The organism is Bradyrhizobium sp. BR13661 (assembly GCF_029892425.1).
Taxonomy (GTDB): domain Bacteria; phylum Pseudomonadota; class Alphaproteobacteria; order Rhizobiales; family Xanthobacteraceae; genus Bradyrhizobium.
In genome coordinates this window covers 35,467-50,728 of the sequence record NZ_JARXWB010000041.1, presented here as the reverse complement: position 1 = coordinate 50,728, position 15,262 = coordinate 35,467, and the positions used below count along the sequence as shown (strand labels likewise).

General features: G+C 59.1%; 13 protein-coding genes and 2 pseudogenes. 5 read left to right on the top strand and 10 right to left on the bottom strand.

All coding sequences use genetic code 11. From position 1 onward, the window contains the following. Nucleotides 1-11: 11 nt before the first annotated feature. From M2427_RS38115 to M2427_RS38095, 5 genes and pseudogenes are all read right to left on the bottom strand, one after another. Nucleotides 12-1,180, bottom strand: a protein-coding gene (locus M2427_RS38115) for an IS3 family transposase (RefSeq protein WP_152343783.1) whose coding sequence is annotated in 2 segments (ribosomal slippage) — nucleotides 12-892 and nucleotides 892-1,180 — 1,170 coding nt in all. Because the reading frame shifts where the segments join, the coding sequence is not laid out codon by codon here. A gap of 56 nt (nucleotides 1,181-1,236) precedes the next feature. After that, entirely contained in the window at nucleotides 1,237-2,178 is a 942-nt protein-coding gene (locus tag M2427_RS38110) for an AAA family ATPase (protein WP_280711956.1), read from the bottom strand. A 264-nt stretch (nucleotides 2,179-2,442) separates the two neighbouring features. Continuing rightward, the gene (locus M2427_RS38105) at nucleotides 2,443-2,844 is read right to left on the bottom strand and encodes a hypothetical protein (RefSeq protein ID WP_280711955.1); all 402 of its coding nucleotides are present in this window, start codon (nucleotides 2,842-2,844) and stop codon (nucleotides 2,443-2,445) included. Between the two features lie 13 nt (nucleotides 2,845-2,857). Then, nucleotides 2,858-3,502 (bottom strand): hypothetical protein, encoded by a 645-nt coding sequence (locus M2427_RS38100; RefSeq protein ID WP_280711954.1) that lies wholly within the window; start codon nucleotides 3,500-3,502, stop codon nucleotides 2,858-2,860. A gap of 583 nt (nucleotides 3,503-4,085) precedes the next feature. Continuing rightward, nucleotides 4,086-4,269, bottom strand: a pseudogene (locus tag M2427_RS38095) (cold-shock protein). A 705-nt stretch (nucleotides 4,270-4,974) separates the two neighbouring features. Between M2427_RS38095 and M2427_RS38090 the strand changes: the two are divergent. The 5 genes from M2427_RS38090 (at nucleotide 4,975) to M2427_RS38070 (ending at nucleotide 12,349) form a co-directional block, all read left to right on the top strand. Beyond that, entirely contained in the window at nucleotides 4,975-6,924 is a 1,950-nt protein-coding gene (locus M2427_RS38090) for a sucrose-6-phosphate hydrolase (protein WP_280711953.1), read from the top strand. Between the two features lie 85 nt (nucleotides 6,925-7,009). Continuing rightward, entirely contained in the window at nucleotides 7,010-8,119 is a 1,110-nt protein-coding gene (locus M2427_RS38085) for a PfkB family carbohydrate kinase (protein WP_280711952.1), read from the top strand. 21 nt (nucleotides 8,120-8,140) lie between these two features. Continuing rightward, nucleotides 8,141-9,241 (top strand): hypothetical protein, encoded by a 1,101-nt coding sequence (locus tag M2427_RS38080; RefSeq protein WP_280711951.1) that lies wholly within the window; start codon nucleotides 8,141-8,143, stop codon nucleotides 9,239-9,241. After that, nucleotides 9,241-11,157 (top strand): hypothetical protein, encoded by a 1,917-nt coding sequence (locus M2427_RS38075; protein ID WP_280711950.1) that lies wholly within the window; start codon nucleotides 9,241-9,243, stop codon nucleotides 11,155-11,157. Before M2427_RS38080 ends, M2427_RS38075 begins: the two co-directional genes overlap by 1 nt. A gap of 4 nt (nucleotides 11,158-11,161) precedes the next feature. Beyond that, nucleotides 11,162-12,349, top strand: a complete 1,188-nt coding sequence (locus M2427_RS38070) for a hypothetical protein (RefSeq protein ID WP_280711949.1) — start codon at nucleotides 11,162-11,164, stop codon at nucleotides 12,347-12,349. Nucleotides 12,350-12,425: 76 nt separating this feature from the next. Here M2427_RS38070 and M2427_RS38065 read toward each other — a convergent pair. From M2427_RS38065 to panD, 5 genes and pseudogenes are all read right to left on the bottom strand, one after another. Beyond that, nucleotides 12,426-12,611 (bottom strand): annotated as a pseudogene (locus M2427_RS38065) (hypothetical protein). 130 nt (nucleotides 12,612-12,741) lie between these two features. Then, nucleotides 12,742-12,912, bottom strand: coding sequence for a hypothetical protein (locus M2427_RS38060; protein ID WP_280711948.1), 171 nt, complete (start codon nucleotides 12,910-12,912; stop codon nucleotides 12,742-12,744). A gap of 64 nt (nucleotides 12,913-12,976) precedes the next feature. Next, a complete protein-coding gene (panC, locus tag M2427_RS38055) occupies nucleotides 12,977-13,828 on the bottom strand; it encodes a pantoate--beta-alanine ligase (RefSeq protein WP_280711947.1) in 852 nt (283 codons plus the stop codon). Nucleotides 13,829-13,841: 13 nt separating this feature from the next. After that, entirely contained in the window at nucleotides 13,842-14,714 is an 873-nt protein-coding gene (gene panB / locus M2427_RS38050; protein WP_280711946.1) for a 3-methyl-2-oxobutanoate hydroxymethyltransferase, read from the bottom strand. Between the two features lie 25 nt (nucleotides 14,715-14,739). Further along, entirely contained in the window at nucleotides 14,740-15,195 is a 456-nt protein-coding gene (panD, locus tag M2427_RS38045) for an aspartate 1-decarboxylase (RefSeq protein WP_280711945.1), read from the bottom strand. Between the last annotated feature and the right edge of the window lie 67 nt (nucleotides 15,196-15,262).

The following is a 15,262-nucleotide window of genomic DNA, read 5'->3' as shown; positions in this document are numbered from 1 at the left end:
AAGTGGACGGGTTAAGCGGCTTTTAGCTCCATCTCGATCGGGGGGATATATCCGAGTGCGGAATGGAGCCTTGTCCGGTTATAGAATCCTTCGATGAAGCTGAAGATATCGCGCTGGGCCTCAGTGCGGGTCTTGTAGTTGCGATGATGGACGAGCTCGGTCTTCAGGGTATGGAAGAAGCTTTCCATCGGGGCGTTGTCGTAGCAATCGGCCCTGCGGCTCATTGATGCCGTCATGCCGGCCTCCATAAGGGTGCTGCGATAAGCGTGCGAAGCGTATTGCACACCCCGGTCGGTGTGACAGATCAATCCGGCCTGCGGCCGCCGCTCCCGGATTGCCATCGTCAGGGCTGCGGAGGCGAGCTCGACCTGCATGTGATCGCGCATGGCCCAGCCGACGATCTTCCGACTGAACAGATCCATGACGGCGGCCAGATAAAGCCACCCCTCGGCGGTCGGGATGTAGGTGATGTCGCCGAGCCAGACCCGGTTCGGGGCTTCCGCCGTGAAGTCGCGCGCGACCAGGTTCGGTGCGATCGGCAGGTCGTGACGGCTGTCGGTGGTGCGCACACGGCGTGGCTTTGCGGTGATGGCGCGGATGCCATGCCGGCGCATCGTCCGCTCGATCCGGCCGCGGCTGGCGCTGCGTCCCTGCCTGCGCAGAGCGGCATGGACGCGGGGACTGCCGTAGCGGCCGCTGCTGTCCTGATGGACCTGCCGTATCTCGGCCAGCAGCGCGGCATGGGATTTTGCCCGCTCGCTCACGGGGCGGTCGCGCCAAGCGTAGTAGCCGGCCGGCGAGACCTCGAGCACGGCGCACATCAGCCGCACCGGATAGGTGTTGCGATGGTCCTCGATGAAGCGAAAGCTCATGTTCGGGTTCCGGCAAAGATCGCGATCGACTTTTTTAAAATGTCGCGTTCCATCCGCAGCCGCTCGTTCTCCTGGCGCAACACGGCGAGTTCCGAAGCCTGGTCCGCCGACATCGGCGTCGCCTGCGTGGTGGGGCGCCACGCCGCCGATGCCGGCTCGCGCCGGAGCTTATCGACCCAGCGCCGCAGCACTGAGTCGCGCAGACCGAGCTCCTTGGCTACCGACCCGATCGAGCGGCCGCTCGACACCACCAACCCCGCCGCCTCGCGCTTGTACTCTTCAGTAAACGACCGACGTGCACGTTCCATTCAACACCTCCAGGCTCAACGAGCCTACTACAGGTGTCCACTCATTCGGAGGAAGTTCAGAAGGCGGCTTTGAAGCTTTCGGTGAGGCGGAGGTCGAACGCTTGCTGGGCGGCTTCGATCGCTCGAAGCGCATCCAGATCACTCGCTTCCGGATATTCGGAGGGATCGAGATGCTTTCGATAATAGGCCCGCAGCTGCTCAGACAGACGTTCTGGTGAGCGTGCCGCAAGACCTTCCTCGTCCTCTCGCTCATTCTGTGTGCCGCCAAATCCTCGCTGAGCGTTGATCTCGTTTACTCGTATCAGGCCGGCGAGCGGATCACCGTCGAGCGCGGGAACGAGCGGCGCGAGCTGCTGGGGTGCGGCAATCGAGTTCTCTGGCTCGACGAGCTTCGATGGATCGAGTGGATAGGATCTTACAATTAGATATTGATTTAACCGACGCGTCAGGAAATCCATCATGTCGGCCGGCCAGATTGTAAGGTTCTTCGGCTCGTCCCCTTCGGATCCTGGCAAAGCCCCGGCGCTAGCCCCTCTTATGGCAGTCGCGTCCGTCATTGCCTGCACGAAGGCCTTGTGAAACTCCACGGGATCCTTCGGCTCCAGCCTCAGTCGAACGCCAAGCAAACCTCCGTTCCAATCCAGCGTAGGCACCAGCTTGCTGACGTGGTGGAGTTCGGTTGAAGCGACCCGTAGCCAAACATCGATCGCCGGGAGGTGCGGTGTCCAGATATCGAGGCTGAGGTTTGGTGCAGTTCCGCCAGCGCGCGCCGCCATCCAATCTGCCCCGATCTTGTTCAGCGCGCCCCAATGCACAAGAGTTATGTCGTGGACTTGAAATTGGCGCTGCCTTGGTATGAGAAATCGCCGCATCGCCAGCATTGCCGACGTCTTGCCGCTGTTATTCGCTCCGACAAAGAGCGTCTTCTCCTCAGCGAGGTCGATCCGGACTGAAAGCAACTTTCTGAAATTTACGATTTCGATGAGACTTAGATACATTCCCGCGGGTCCTCCTAAGCGGATCAGAATATTCTGATGCCTACTATCTAGAATAGGTCAATTCGCTTACGACCCCCGACGAGTTGTGGATACGCTACCCACCATCCGCTTTGAATGGCGGGTAGCGTCAGATCATCGAGGAAGAGACCCGCTCTTGGGAGCGCATCCGGTGCTCGCGCGGTGACGTCGCGGAAAGATTTATCGCTACCCTCACCGCGATGTCGCTCTGACGGGCATCCGAGCTTGCTTGCGGGCATTGCGCGATCACCCGCAGGGCGGGATACCGCTGGCCCTGGCATTTGCTTCCGATGTCTCTCCCACCTTGAAGCCGCCGCTCCAGATACTGACCGTCGGATCATCTCCCGATTTCGTATAGCAGTAGCGCGCGGAAGACTGCGCCAATGAGGCATTTGGGTTGTCGATTGCGTTTCGCAAATTGAGGACCGAGGCGCAGTGCAGCAGGATGTCGGTGATGTCGTCGCTGTGCAGAGATGGCACATCCAGGTTTGTGATCATCGTGCGCACGCGTTCATCACGATTATCCGCGCCCGGATTCGCAGTCGGCAGATTGACGGCAGGCGGTTGCCTTGCCGGCATCGCTTGAGCCTTTTTCGCCTTGTCCTTCGGCTTTGCGGCCTGACCAGCTTTTTTGCGCGAGCCGTTCACTGTGTTCCTCCTCTTACGGAATTATGCGGGTACCACGCAGACCGGCTCTAAGCTGTTGATTGATATGAAACGCCTGCGCCAGCGGCGACAGTGACTTGCCGCCCTTTGCCAGGGGTCCGAAGGTGAAGACGACTTGATGCGTTCGCTCGCGCCCTGCACTGAACAGGTTTCCAGACGGGTTCACCGTGCCGGTCGTAAACTTCCACGTCGGTGTGATGTCGCCTGAAATCGTCTCCTTGATCGAGACTGTTTGCGTCAGGACGTTCTTCTCGTCCTTGATCAGCTCGACGTTGTCCGGATCGCTGGCCAGGCCGAGCTTGACGATTTGAATGCGGGACTCGAGCAGGGGCAGGATCTTCAGATCGATGTCCACCAGTGGCGAGCCCTCTTTGTTTCCGGAAGGATCGCGGCAAGGACGCTCCGTGCTGTTACGTTGAAAGAGATTTGGCTTGTAGAGCGCTGCGATCGGATAGAAGACGTTGAAGTTGTTCTCGTTCATCGCAACGGCACCGCCGCTGATGCCGCCTGCGAGACTGAACACCGGCGAGAGTGGAGACACTGGCTCCCAAAGACCGGTCGGATTGACAGTCGAGTTTTCCGAGACCGTCAAGTCCGTCGCAACTTCGACACCCCACCCGACGAGAAAGCTGCTGTACACGCGATGATTGGCTCGTTCGCGAGCTTGAGCCAGATCCTATTTTACCGCCAATGTCACCGCGTAGCTCAACTCGCAAACGATACTGCGAATGAGCGTCGAATTCATATCCTCGACTTCGCGCGAGCTGGATTTAGGCCAATCCCTTTGGCTTGGAATGTAAGTGCCGCAGCCGGTCAGCGACAGGCAAGCGGCCCCGAATACGAGGTGCCGCAATCTCATGACAACATCGCCTTTTGCCAGCGAGCCAGTTGGTCACTGGCAAGCCAGGCTGAAAACAGTCTGAAATCATCCTGCGACGCTCCCAATTCCCATGCGAAGCATTGAAGTGGCGCTACCATGGGTTTTGTGAGCCCGTAGGCACCACCTTAGGACCGGTCAAATGTGGAGTCTGTCACCGGCGTGCAACAATCCGACAATTTGTGATTGTTTCGGCTATTGGGCTAGCGCCGGACCGGTCACTTCGCCGGGCAAGAAAACGGCCTCAGCTACACCGGGGATAGGCTGAGGCCGTGGGGATGCTTGGTGGCTGAACGAGAAGCCAGGTCAGAATGCCTCGGGGCCTGGCTCGGTCCCCGGCGCTTGGTCAGCCAATGCGCAGGTTTTCCGCGCTCATCTTGCCTGAACGTCCGGCTTTCACCTCGTAGCTGACCCGGGCGCCTTCCGCGAGGCCGGTGTAGCCGGCCTTCTCGACGGCACTGATGTGCACGAAGACGTCGGCTCCTCCATCCTTTGGTCGCGTTGAACCACTTCACGGTACCGATTGCCACTGCAATATCTCCAAAATGAACTCGCGCGGTCTATCGAAGAGCGCCGCCCCGGCTCTCACGTCTATGCTAGGCGCCCTTTACGCGGGCTCAATCTCTTGCGGCGGAGACGGTTCCTGCGCGCGATCGCGCGCGGCGGCGCAGTCACCAAAGGCGTCCTCTCGCCTTCGGGCCGCTGCCCGGTCTTCGGCTCAGCTCGGCCTCGCGCACCATCCCGATCCAGTTGCTCGAGGGTCTGAAGAAGCTGCCTGCCCTCCGCGGTGATGATCCAACACCCCGCCTCACGCTCGATCAGCCTTTGCCCGAATATATCGAGCTCGGGTGCGCGGCTGGCGATGCGCGTCATGCGCGCAGGCCACTCCGGCCAGCTGCTGTAATAGAGGGCCAGGTGCTGCTTGACGACTTCGATATGGTCCAGCTGCGCGCGTCAGCGAGAAGCGGGACATAAGATATCGCCCCTCCTCGGCTCCCAAGCGTCGGCGACGCCGTCGCAGGACGACGACCTGAAAGCAGTCGATGTAACGCCAATCAAGCGTCGCAGGGCCGCCAAAGCGTAGTTCTGCGCCGTCTGAACGAGCCCCGAAGCCCTCCGATGGCAGCTTGCTCGTGCCTACAACAACCCAACTTGCCGCCCACGTCGCTAGCCATTGGCGGATTGTTGAAAGCGGCGACAACTACGCCGCAATGTAATTGTTCCCTATTTGTTCTATGTATGATAAGGACGTAGACCTCATCTGTAAGGTAAGCGAGAAAGTGGCTCGTCCGTACGCGCAAGAGATTGAAAAACTTACCGAAACGCTGGCGTGGGCCGGATCGGCATCGATCGACGATTTGGCTCGCGCAGTGCGAACGGCCGCGCTCGGCCCCCTGGTGGCCGTCGGCTCGGGCGGCTCACTCAGCGCCGCGCACTTCCTCGCTCAGGTCCACCAAAGTTTATCCGGCCAGCTTGGACAGACGGCGACCCCTTCCGAGTTGCTTAACGCGCCTGCGCCACGTTCAGCCGCGATTTGGCTCTTGAGCGCTGGTGGAAGCAACGTCGATATCAATGGTGCTTTCGACGACGCGGTGGCGCGCGAACCTCGCCAGCTTGCTGTCCTGTGCGGACGCGCGCAAAGCCGATTGTCGGATACAGCGCAGCAGCACTCCTACTGCGATCTGCTGCTCTACGAGCTGCCAGCTGGCAAGGATGGCTTTCTGGCGACCAATTCCCTCTTCGGCTTTTGCGCCCTGATCTTGCGGGCCTATCTGGCAGCGACCCAAGCAAGTGCCGACTGGGACGCCATTGAGCAGCAAATGTCTCGCCTGCTCTCAGTAGAAAATCAAACGATGTGGCGCAACTCCACCGAACACTTGTGGGGGCGGTCGACAACGGTCGTGCTGCACAGTCCGAATGCCCGAGTTGGTGCGATAGATCTGGAATCAAAATTCACCGAAGCAGCAATCGGGAACCTTCATTACGCTGATTGGCGAAACTTTGCGCACGGACGTCATCACTGGTTGGCTAAGCGTGGAAGAGAGAGCGCGATCATTGCACTCATCGGCGATGACGAACCGCTCGCGGAACGGACACTCGCCCTGATACCCGATGATATCCCGGTCTCTCGCCTCCGATTGCCTGGCCCACCGGAAGCGGCCTCCCTTGGCGCCCTCGCAGCGTCACTGCTGCTGACGGGATGGGCGGGCGAGGCCCGAGGCATAGATCCCGGCCGGCCGGGCGTCCCTGAATTCGGACGAAAGCTTTACGGTCTCCCGCTCAAGAAGTCCGCAAAATCGCGTCGTGACGCGGAGATTGCCGCGATCGAACGAAAGGCCTTCGCATCGCATGCCCAGCTTGTCGAACGCGGGCAGCTTACGTTCTGGCAGAGCGCGTACAACGACTTTAACGAACGACTGCATGCAGCATCGTTTGCCGGCGCCGTGCTCGACTATGATGGCACAATCGTAGACGCGCGCGCGCGCACTCTGCCGCCTGAGAAAGACCTTGTGCAGATCGTTGTCCGCCTCATCGAAGATGGCTTGGTCTTGGCCATCGCGACGGGACGCGGAAAATCGGTGCGCCTGTCTTTGCGCGAAGTCCTGCCGAAGCCAGTGTGGTCCAGGGTGACGATCGGCTACTACAACGGTCTCGAGATCGCCCCCTTGAGCGAGGATGGTTCACCGAACGATACGACCCGGCCGACAGAGGCTCTGGCCGCGGTTGCCGCTCGTCTGCGAGCCCAACCGGAGGTCTCTCTCTGTGCGGAGCAGACGGATCGCGCGCACCAGATCACCTTGGAGCCCAAGCATTCGTTGCGAGAAGATCATCTGTGGCTGCTCGCGCAGCAGGCAATTCTGTCGGAGGGGGCCAGCGGAGTTCGCGTCGTGCGATCCAGTCATTCGATCGACATTATCGACGCCAAGCGCGCCAAGGGAGCCGTCGTCGATGCAATGCGAAACCGGGTTGGGAACGGCGCCATACTATGCGTGGGCGATAGGGGACGCTGGCCGGGTAACGATCACGAATTGCTGGCCGAACCCCTTTCGCTGAGCGTTGACGAGGTCAATCTCGACCCTGCGACGTGTTGGCACCTGGGCTCCGAAGGATCCCGGGGGCCGTCGGTTCTGCTCGAATACCTGAGGAGGCTGCGTCCGCGCGACGGTCGTTTCCTGTGGGAATGATCCGAAAAATCGACAATCGGGTCGCTCGATGCACACATAAGTTGTAACTTAGCTGTCCAATTCGCCCCTGAAGGGAGCAGAGTAGATGCCCGTCAGATCCCAGCGCGATGCCGAGCCAGCGCCGACTATCAGGTCGATGAAGGCGCGCGGTACGAAACAGGCCGGAAGCAAACGCCCTACCGCGTTCGGATCCGGCTTGATTGCGCTCGATCTCATCGTCAGTGCTGATTCGTCTTCGTCATTTCAGGCTCATGCTGGCGGGACGTGCGGCAATGTGCTCACCGTGCTCGCCTATCTGGGATGGGAGTCCTATCCGGTTGCGCGACTTGGCAACGATGCCGCCTCCCAGGTCTTACAGGCCGACATGAGCCGATGGGGCGTGCATCTTGATCATGCTCGCTGCACCCCCAGTGCTCACACCCCGATCATCGTGCAGCAGATCCGCCGCAAGCGCGACGGCACCCCCACCCATTCGTTTTCCTGGGCCTGCCCTCGTTGCGGCAAGCGACTACCCAGCTTCCAGCCGATCACCCGTACCGTAGTGGATTCGATTGCGCCTCACCTTGCGTCGGCAAAGGTTTTCTTCATGGATCGCTTGTCGAGAGGCATTCTCGACCTGGCCGCTCTGGCTGCCAAGAATGGCGCCCTGATCATGTACGAGCCATCGGGCGTTGCCGAACCGCGACTGCTCCGGGAGGCGATCGAACTTGCTCACATCTTGAAATACGCGGATGCGCGTCTTTCGGAAATCGAGAGGGCATGGACCGAGCGCGCGGCAACAGCGATCGAGATTCAGACCATGGGCAACCGTGGACTTCGCTACCGGCATAAGCTTGGCAGCAAGCGAAGCAACTGGCTCAGCATTCCGGCCATAAATGCCCCTCGGCTGGTCGATACCTGCGGCTCCGGAGATTGGTTCAGCGCCGGCTTTCTCACCGAGATATTCAGACTGCAACCTGAGGGCTTGTCAAAATTGAAGGCTGCCCAACTGACGCAGGCGCTTCACTACGGTCAGGCGCTCGCTGCCTGGAACTGTGGTTTCGAGGGAGCTCGAGGCGGCATGTACGCCTCGACCAGAAACGCGTTTCAGAAGCAGATCGCAAAGTTGCTCGAGGGCGGCACCCCTGCTCTCCCGACATCCGCCAAAGCGACGGTCGAAGCCGAAAGTCTCGCCTGCCCCGCTTGCGTCGCGTGAGGGCATCATCCCGGAGGAGGAATGAAGGAAGAACTTGCGAAGGGCCTGCTCGCTCTGGTCATGGAGTGGGATGGGAATCGGCTCGCTCAGGAACTTCCGCGATTGGATCGGATGGCCCGCTTCAAGTACGACGAATATCAGCAATTCGGTCCAGGTCAAAAATTTCTCGAGGCTCTTTGCCTTTGGTTGCAGCAGTTCAGAACGACGACCGAGCGTGAAACCGCTTACGCCTTCGTGCGTGATCGCGTCGTCTTCGTTTCCGCAGCGGACATGCGTCATCTCGTCGAGTCCAGTTTCCCCGACGTTATCCGGCCCTCATTGATCACCGACGTAGCAGCCTCCATCGGAATCGCCCCCCACTGCATTACTGAAGTGATCCGTCATCCAGACTATAAACGCTCGCTTCGTCAGACGCTTTTCCTGGGGCTAAGCGATGGCTCGAGGATGGATATCTTTCGGCGAGCAGCTTCCCTGGACAATGAGCAAGTCTGGCAGGCTTACGAGATCGGCAAGCCGAAATCAGCGGGTATGCTCAAGGATTTGCAATCATCTCTTGGCGACGCGAATGCACAGTTTGCTCGGATTGTCCTGATCGACGACTTTTCAGCGAGCGGAATTTCCTACATCCGTAAAGAAAAAGATCAGTGGAAGGGCAAGCTGGTCAAGGCATTGAAGCAATTTCAGCCCGGCGAAGACGCCTCCTGTCTGATCGAATACTCAACGATCAAGATGCAAATCGTTCTCTATGTGGCGACCAAGGCAGCCGTCGATTACATCGGCAGCCAGTTAGCCCTCTACTGCGAGGAGCAATCGGTTCCGGTACCTAGCATAACCGCGGTCTACGAGCTTGCTCCAGACATGGCGCTTGCCTCGCCCCGCGACAAGGAGTTTCTTGCACTGGTCGATTCCGACACTTACTATCGAACGCGCCCGCTCGACGAGCATGAGGCGAAAGGCGGAACAGACACCATCAAGCGCGGGTTTGCAGCTTGTGCCTTGCCTTTGGTCCTTGCGCATAATTGTCCCAACAACAGCATTTATCTCCTCTGGGCCGATCCTCTCGAAGTCGGTAGTGCTCGTGGCCTCTTCCCGCGCATCGTGCGTCATCGCGAGGCCTTATAGTGGCTCGGAACGCTTTTGCCATCCGGACCTCCGAGACATCCTCGCCGGACGAGATTTTCTCGCGATACTTCGCGCCCGAAGTGCTGAGCATCCTCCCTCAGGATCTGTTCGCCACAAGTGCGCTGGTGCTGCGGAGCGCCCCTGGCGGGGGCAAAACATCGCTTTTGCGGATATTCACTCCGGGTCCTCTGATTCAGGTCATTCGTAATCGACATCTCTCACCGCACGACGAAATTCATCGAAGCCTGGCCCAGCTCGGTGTGGTCGACGAGGCGACGGCGCTCGCGTTCGGAATCCTCGTTCCCTGCGCCAGTGGATACGCCGAAATCGGCCCTCAACTCGAAGAACGGACGTCGCGCGCGCTTTTTCGCGCTTTGGTGAATGCTCGCGTCATCCTCCGGACGCTGCGAGCGCTGTGCACGCTCCATGATCTCGAGTATCCCAACGGCTTGGGCACGATCACCTGCGAGTACGCGGCCTCGTTGTTCGACGGGGGACCTATTCCGCGAACCGCCGACCTCAGCGTCCTGCGCGCATGGGCCGAGGACGTCGAATCTCGCTGCTTCGCTCAACTCGACGCCATCGGGAACACATCCGTCGACCTGCCTCTCCACTTGCAGTTCGATGCTGTGCTGTGGCTGTCGCAGGTGTCGTTCGTCATTCATGGCAGGGCCGTAGCGGCAAAGCCAATCGTTATGTTCGACGACGTCCACCGGCTCCGGCCGTGGCAAAGAACGCTGCTGTACAGCGAACTACTTGACCACCGGCAGGGTGCTTCCGTCTGGTTTGCCGAACGAACCTATGTGATCAATCCTTCCGAGCTTCTGACAGGCGCGATCCCGCGGCGCGACTACGAAGAAGTGCGCATGGAGCAGGCTTGGAGCACCGCAAAACCCAAGCAGTACCTGAACTTTGTGACGTCGATTGCAAATCGCCGCATGGCGCAGATGCGCACCGATCTGGAAAGCTTCGGCGACTATCTTTCAAACACCGTCACGGACTACGCGACTCAAGACAAAATCGCAAAAGCCTTGCCAGAGATAGAACGGAGGGTTCGCGCCCTGGCCAGTGGTAGCGGGCTCTTTGACGAGTGGATCGCAAGCGCGGCTTCCGCGGCGGCAGAGCCTTTCGATAAGGCCATCGAATGGACCCGAATAGGCATTCTCATCACGCGTGAGAAGCAGAAGGTTCAAGCGTCCCTGGATTTGGCGCCTCTCTCTGACGACGATCTGGAAGCTCGAACAGGCTCCGGCGTGCCGGCCGCTGCAGAGAGGTTTGTCTGCAACAAGCTCGACGTACCCTATTTCTACGGAATAGAACGCGTGGTGCGCCTCAGCTCCTATAACGTCGAGGAGTTTCTCCAGATCTGCGCGGTCCTGTATGACCATATTTATGCGCAAAAAATCACGCGCTCCCGCGGCAGTGGCCCGGTATCGGTCAGCGCAAAACTCCAGAACGACGCCCTGACCAAACTTGCCGAGAAGAGGTTCAAAGAGCTGCCCCGCCTGTTCGCGCTGGGCCCCCAGGCGCAAAGACTCATCGAAGCAATCGGCCTCATGTGCCGTGAGAAGACCTACGAGCCCAACGCGCCCTATGCACCGGGCGTCACGGGCATTGCCCTTTCCACGCAGGATCGCGAGGCGCTGGTGCAAGCTGGGCGCGACGGTCCTGGCAACCCGTATTTCGAACTCGCCTCCACAATCAGCTCTTGCGTGGCGCAAAATCTGTTTGAAGTGCGAGACAATCACAAGCAAGACAACAAGACGTGGGTCGTCCTGTATCTAAACCGGCTATTTTGCGCGCAATTTGATCTTGTCTATCACGTTGGCGGTTGGCAACGCGTCTCGCTTCGCCGCCTTCAGGATTGGTCGCGCGGGGTGGTTCCGCGGGCGAATGAAAAGATAACATTGGTCTGACGATATGTGGTGGGACCCCTACAACCTATATCGAGCCGAGCAGTTCAGCGCGTTTTGGCGCAAGCATCTGGAGAACGGTGAGCGGAGGCTGCTGTTCATCGTCGGAGCCGGATTCGATCCACGTGTGATGGGCCCCGCGAAAGAGATCATTACCTGCGCTCCTGACGCTACGCGCAAGTGTCTGGCAATCGACATGTCTGAGGGATATGGCACGGACGCTGCTGCGTCCAAACTCGGCAGCAAGAACCTGACCGGCTTGAAAGCGTTGTTTCCTGCCGATCGACTTGAGGTCAGACATCTGGTTACGACAGACGCGGACGGAATTAGAGACGTTTCACGAAGTGCAGCTGTTCTGTTTGCGGATTTTGAGACCTGGATTTCGGACTACACCGACATCGTTGTCGATATCAGCGCACTCCCTCGCCTGGTTTATCTCACTCTGCTCAATACGCTGCTCACCCACCTCGTGAAGCCGGCCTCCGAAACGCCACTTGGCTCAACAATCAATCTCCATGTCGTTTATGCGGAATCAGCAGCGATTGACAGCGCCATTGCCAAGTTTGAGATCGACACAGATCTCGCACCTATCCAGAGCCTGGCAATCCGGCTCGACGAAGAAGCTTCTTTGGGCTGGCCGGTCGTCTGGTTTCCGGTGCTGGCGGAGGACGTGCTCGAGCAGCTCACTCGCATCGGTGAGCGCACCAATCCCGATGAGATCTGCCCGGTACTACCCATTCAGTCCGCAGATGCTCGCCGCGGCGACAACATCATTAATGCCTTGGGAGAATTCCTGTTCGATCGCTACGATGTCGATATCCGCGACATCTTGCGGGCGACCGAATGGAATCCGTTCCAACTCTATCGCTCGCTGATGCAGACGATGGCACGCTACGAGGACAGCCTCAAGCTCGCGGGCGGCGCAAAATTTGTCTTGTCGCCCTTGTCGAGCAAAGGCCTATCCATAGGATGCTTGCTGGCGGCCTTCGAGAAGCGGGCGACCGGCAATCGCGCAGGGGTCCGCGTCGGCATGGCGCACGTCGAATCCAGGCGGTATGAAGCGGTCAAGATACAATCGAATCCGAAGTATCAGCTCATTTCCGCCTGGGTCGCGGGTGAATGCTATAGTGTGACCTCACACAAAAAGCAGACCGAAGAAGTGCAGCAAGCGCTGATCGGCGCGGACGCCAAATGACAGTGCGGCCGATTCGATCGAGGCGTCCCAAATCCGTTTCTGCACGGTGTCCAAGCGGAAGCGGGGCAATTGCCGCTCACGGCCCTGTCGCGAGCCGCACTTTCTGGCTAGCTCCGAAGGCCTTCGCTTCGTAAGAAGCGGCAAGCACAACGCCACCGCCGACGGCGATTGGTTTGCCGCGCAACGAAGGGTCAAGCAGCTGCTCTACCGAGGCTTAGAAGGCGTCCAGGTCCGCATGCAGGATGGTGGCTGTCGTTGCCATCCCGATCGTTCGCCCCGTGACGTTTCGAGGACGTTTTAGCGAAAGAACATAATGAGAACATTCGTGGCGGGTGTCAAGCCACAGAGTGCGATCGAAGCGATGAATGGCGTCCTGATCCGAGTCGCCAAATCTATTCTGCGGGAAGATTGGACAGCAGCGTCTTCGTCGCCTGAGAAGGTCGGCCAATACGGCGGTCATATTGCTCCGCCAGGTCCAGCAGCCTCCTTCTGGTGAAGGGGTCTGCCTTGTCCGCGAGATCCCGAACGATCTTGGCTCTGTCTCTCAAAAATTGTTCGTCCACGAAAACACCAATCCACTGAAATCTCAATATGCTGCGCAGTTTTGTCGTTTGGCTTTGAATTGCGCTACGGAGTTGGCAAATCCAATATTACGTTGTCGATCAACCGGGTCGAGCCGACGTAAGCTGCCGCACAGAGCGCCGCGGAGCACCGAAGCGGACTCTCAGCAGTCTTGAGCGTATCACCGTCGACAAGTTCAAGATACTGCAGTCGGTCAACTGCCTCTAAATGCCCCTTGGCGATCGCAATCAGCTTTTCCACGTTGCGCTCTCCTGAGCGAAACGCATCAGCCGCGGCGAATAGTCCACGACTGATGGCAAGGGCCCGCCGACGTTCTTCCTCACTGAGATACCTGTTGCGACTGCTCATCGCGAGCCCGTCCGGTTCGCGAACGGTTGGTACGGTGGCGACCTCGATCGGAAGATTGAGGTCAATTGCCATCCGACGCACGACCGCGCATTGCTGAAAGTCCTTCTGTCCAAAAAACACGACGTCCGGCTGCACCATGTTGAACAGCTTGCAGACTACGGTCGCAACACCGCGAAAATGTCCAGACCTGAACGCTCCGCACAGTGGTTTCGCGAGTTCGCCGGGTTCAACGAAGGTCTCAAATTGAGTCGGATAGACTTCCTGAGCATCCGGCGCAAACAGGATCGCAACACCAGCATCGCGGCACAGTTTCTCATCACGCAGGAAGTCACGCGGATATGTGCTGAGATCCTCGTTTGGTCCAAACTGAGTGGGGTTGACGAAGATGCTAACGACGGTGACCTCGCATTGCGCCCGGCTCGCCACGATCAGCGCCAGGTGGCCATCGTGGAGATAGCCCATCGTCGGCACGAATCCGACCCGTTGATCGGCGCTGCCAGCCTTTGCGAGAGTGCGGCGAAGCTCAGCGACCGTCGTGATTGTTTGCATGTCGAGCTCTACATCAGGTTAGGTTGGACGGCGCCCAGTTGGCGATTGCCTCGCCGAGGCCTTCAGGAAGACGATAGGACTCTTGGTGTCCCGGGAACGCACCACTGCGAACATCTGTCGCCCAGCGCGAAAGCGCATCGTGCAACAACTGGAAACCTTCCACATAGGCGCGAACGAACTTTGGCCGATGACCTTCGGTCAGGCCCAGCACATCGTGAAACACGAGGACCTGCCCTGAACAGTCCGGACCGGCGCCGATTCCAATCGTCGGTATCGTCAAGGAAGAGGTGGCACGAGCAGCAAGCTCAGCCGGAATGCCCTCCAACACCAAAGCGAAACAGCCGGCTTCTTGCAGACGGTGGGCGTCATCGAGCAGACGCAGCGCTGCATCCGCTTTCCGGCCCTGCACCTTGAAGCCCCCCATGACATTAATGCTCTGTGGGGTAAGACCCAGATGGCCCATCACCGGAATCTCGCAATCGACCAACGCACGTACCATCTCGATACGTTTGTCCCCGCCCTCGAGCTTCACCGCGGCTGCACCTCGCTGCAGGAATCCGCCGGCATTGCGTATGGTTTCCTCGACGCTGAGGTGAAAGCTGAGAAACGGCATATCGGCGACGAGCAGAGCACGAGGCTTGGTGCGTGCAACAGCCTCCAGGTGATGGTTCATCATCGCCACGCTGACGGGCAGCGTGTTTTCAAATCCGAGACAAACATTGCCGACACTGTCACCGACGAGGATGATATCGACCACGGGATCCGCGATACGTGCCGCAACCGCGTCGTAGGCGGTGCTCACGACGAGGCGCCTCCCCTCCTCCTTCCACCGCTGCAGGATGGGAATCGTAACGCGCTCAACCGGCTGCTCCGAAACGTGGCTCATTTTAGATACCCATCCGTCGACGACCTCAGTTCGATTCTGCAGTCCGAAGCGGCACGGCTTTGATGTCGCCCAACTCGCCGATTATCTCGAAGCCATAGCGACCCGCTGCGTCCGAAGTGACCGAGTATGTGAGGCGATCAGCAATCTGGTTGCTGCGATCGAAAGTGAGAATCCTCGGCCTCAATTCTACAATTCGCCGGTCGTCCAGGTATGACGAACTGCAGATGATCAGTTGGTCGCCAACCTGGCAGGTGCGCGCAGCGGCGCCGTTGAGGACACAGCAACGCGAACCGCGCGCGCCGAAAATGACATAAGTCGAGATGCGTGCCCCCGAGTTCTTGTTCCAAATCTCCACGAACTCCATCGGCAGGATGCCGGCTTCATGGCAGTGATCCGGATCGAGGGTGATTGACCCATGATAGTGAAGATTGGCCTCCGTAACATGGATGCCATGCAGCTTGGCAGCGAGTACTTTTCGCATCCTGAAAGTTCCTCTCAGTCTCCACACATCCTCGGAGCTGCGCCTTCTATGCAAGTCGAAAGAAAAC

Excerpts from the sequence above, each read along its gene's own strand:
- panD (WP_280711945.1), bottom strand. The coding sequence starts at position 15,195 with ATGCGAAAAGTACTCGCTGCCAAGCTGCATGGCATCCATGTTACGGAG.
- M2427_RS38085 (WP_280711952.1), top strand. The coding sequence starts at position 7,010 with ATGCCCGTCAGATCCCAGCGCGATGCCGAGCCAGCGCCGACTATCAGG.
- M2427_RS38090 (WP_280711953.1), top strand. The coding sequence starts at position 4,975 with ATGTATGATAAGGACGTAGACCTCATCTGTAAGGTAAGCGAGAAAGTG.
- panB (WP_280711946.1), bottom strand. The coding sequence starts at position 14,714 with ATGAGCCACGTTTCGGAGCAGCCGGTTGAGCGCGTTACGATTCCCATC.
- M2427_RS38110 (WP_280711956.1), bottom strand. The coding sequence starts at position 2,178 with ATGTATCTAAGTCTCATCGAAATCGTAAATTTCAGAAAGTTGCTTTCA.
- M2427_RS38070 (WP_280711949.1), top strand. The coding sequence starts at position 11,162 with ATGTGGTGGGACCCCTACAACCTATATCGAGCCGAGCAGTTCAGCGCG.
- panC (WP_280711947.1), bottom strand. The coding sequence starts at position 13,828 with ATGCAAACAATCACGACGGTCGCTGAGCTTCGCCGCACTCTCGCAAAG.
- M2427_RS38080 (WP_280711951.1), top strand. The coding sequence starts at position 8,141 with ATGAAGGAAGAACTTGCGAAGGGCCTGCTCGCTCTGGTCATGGAGTGG.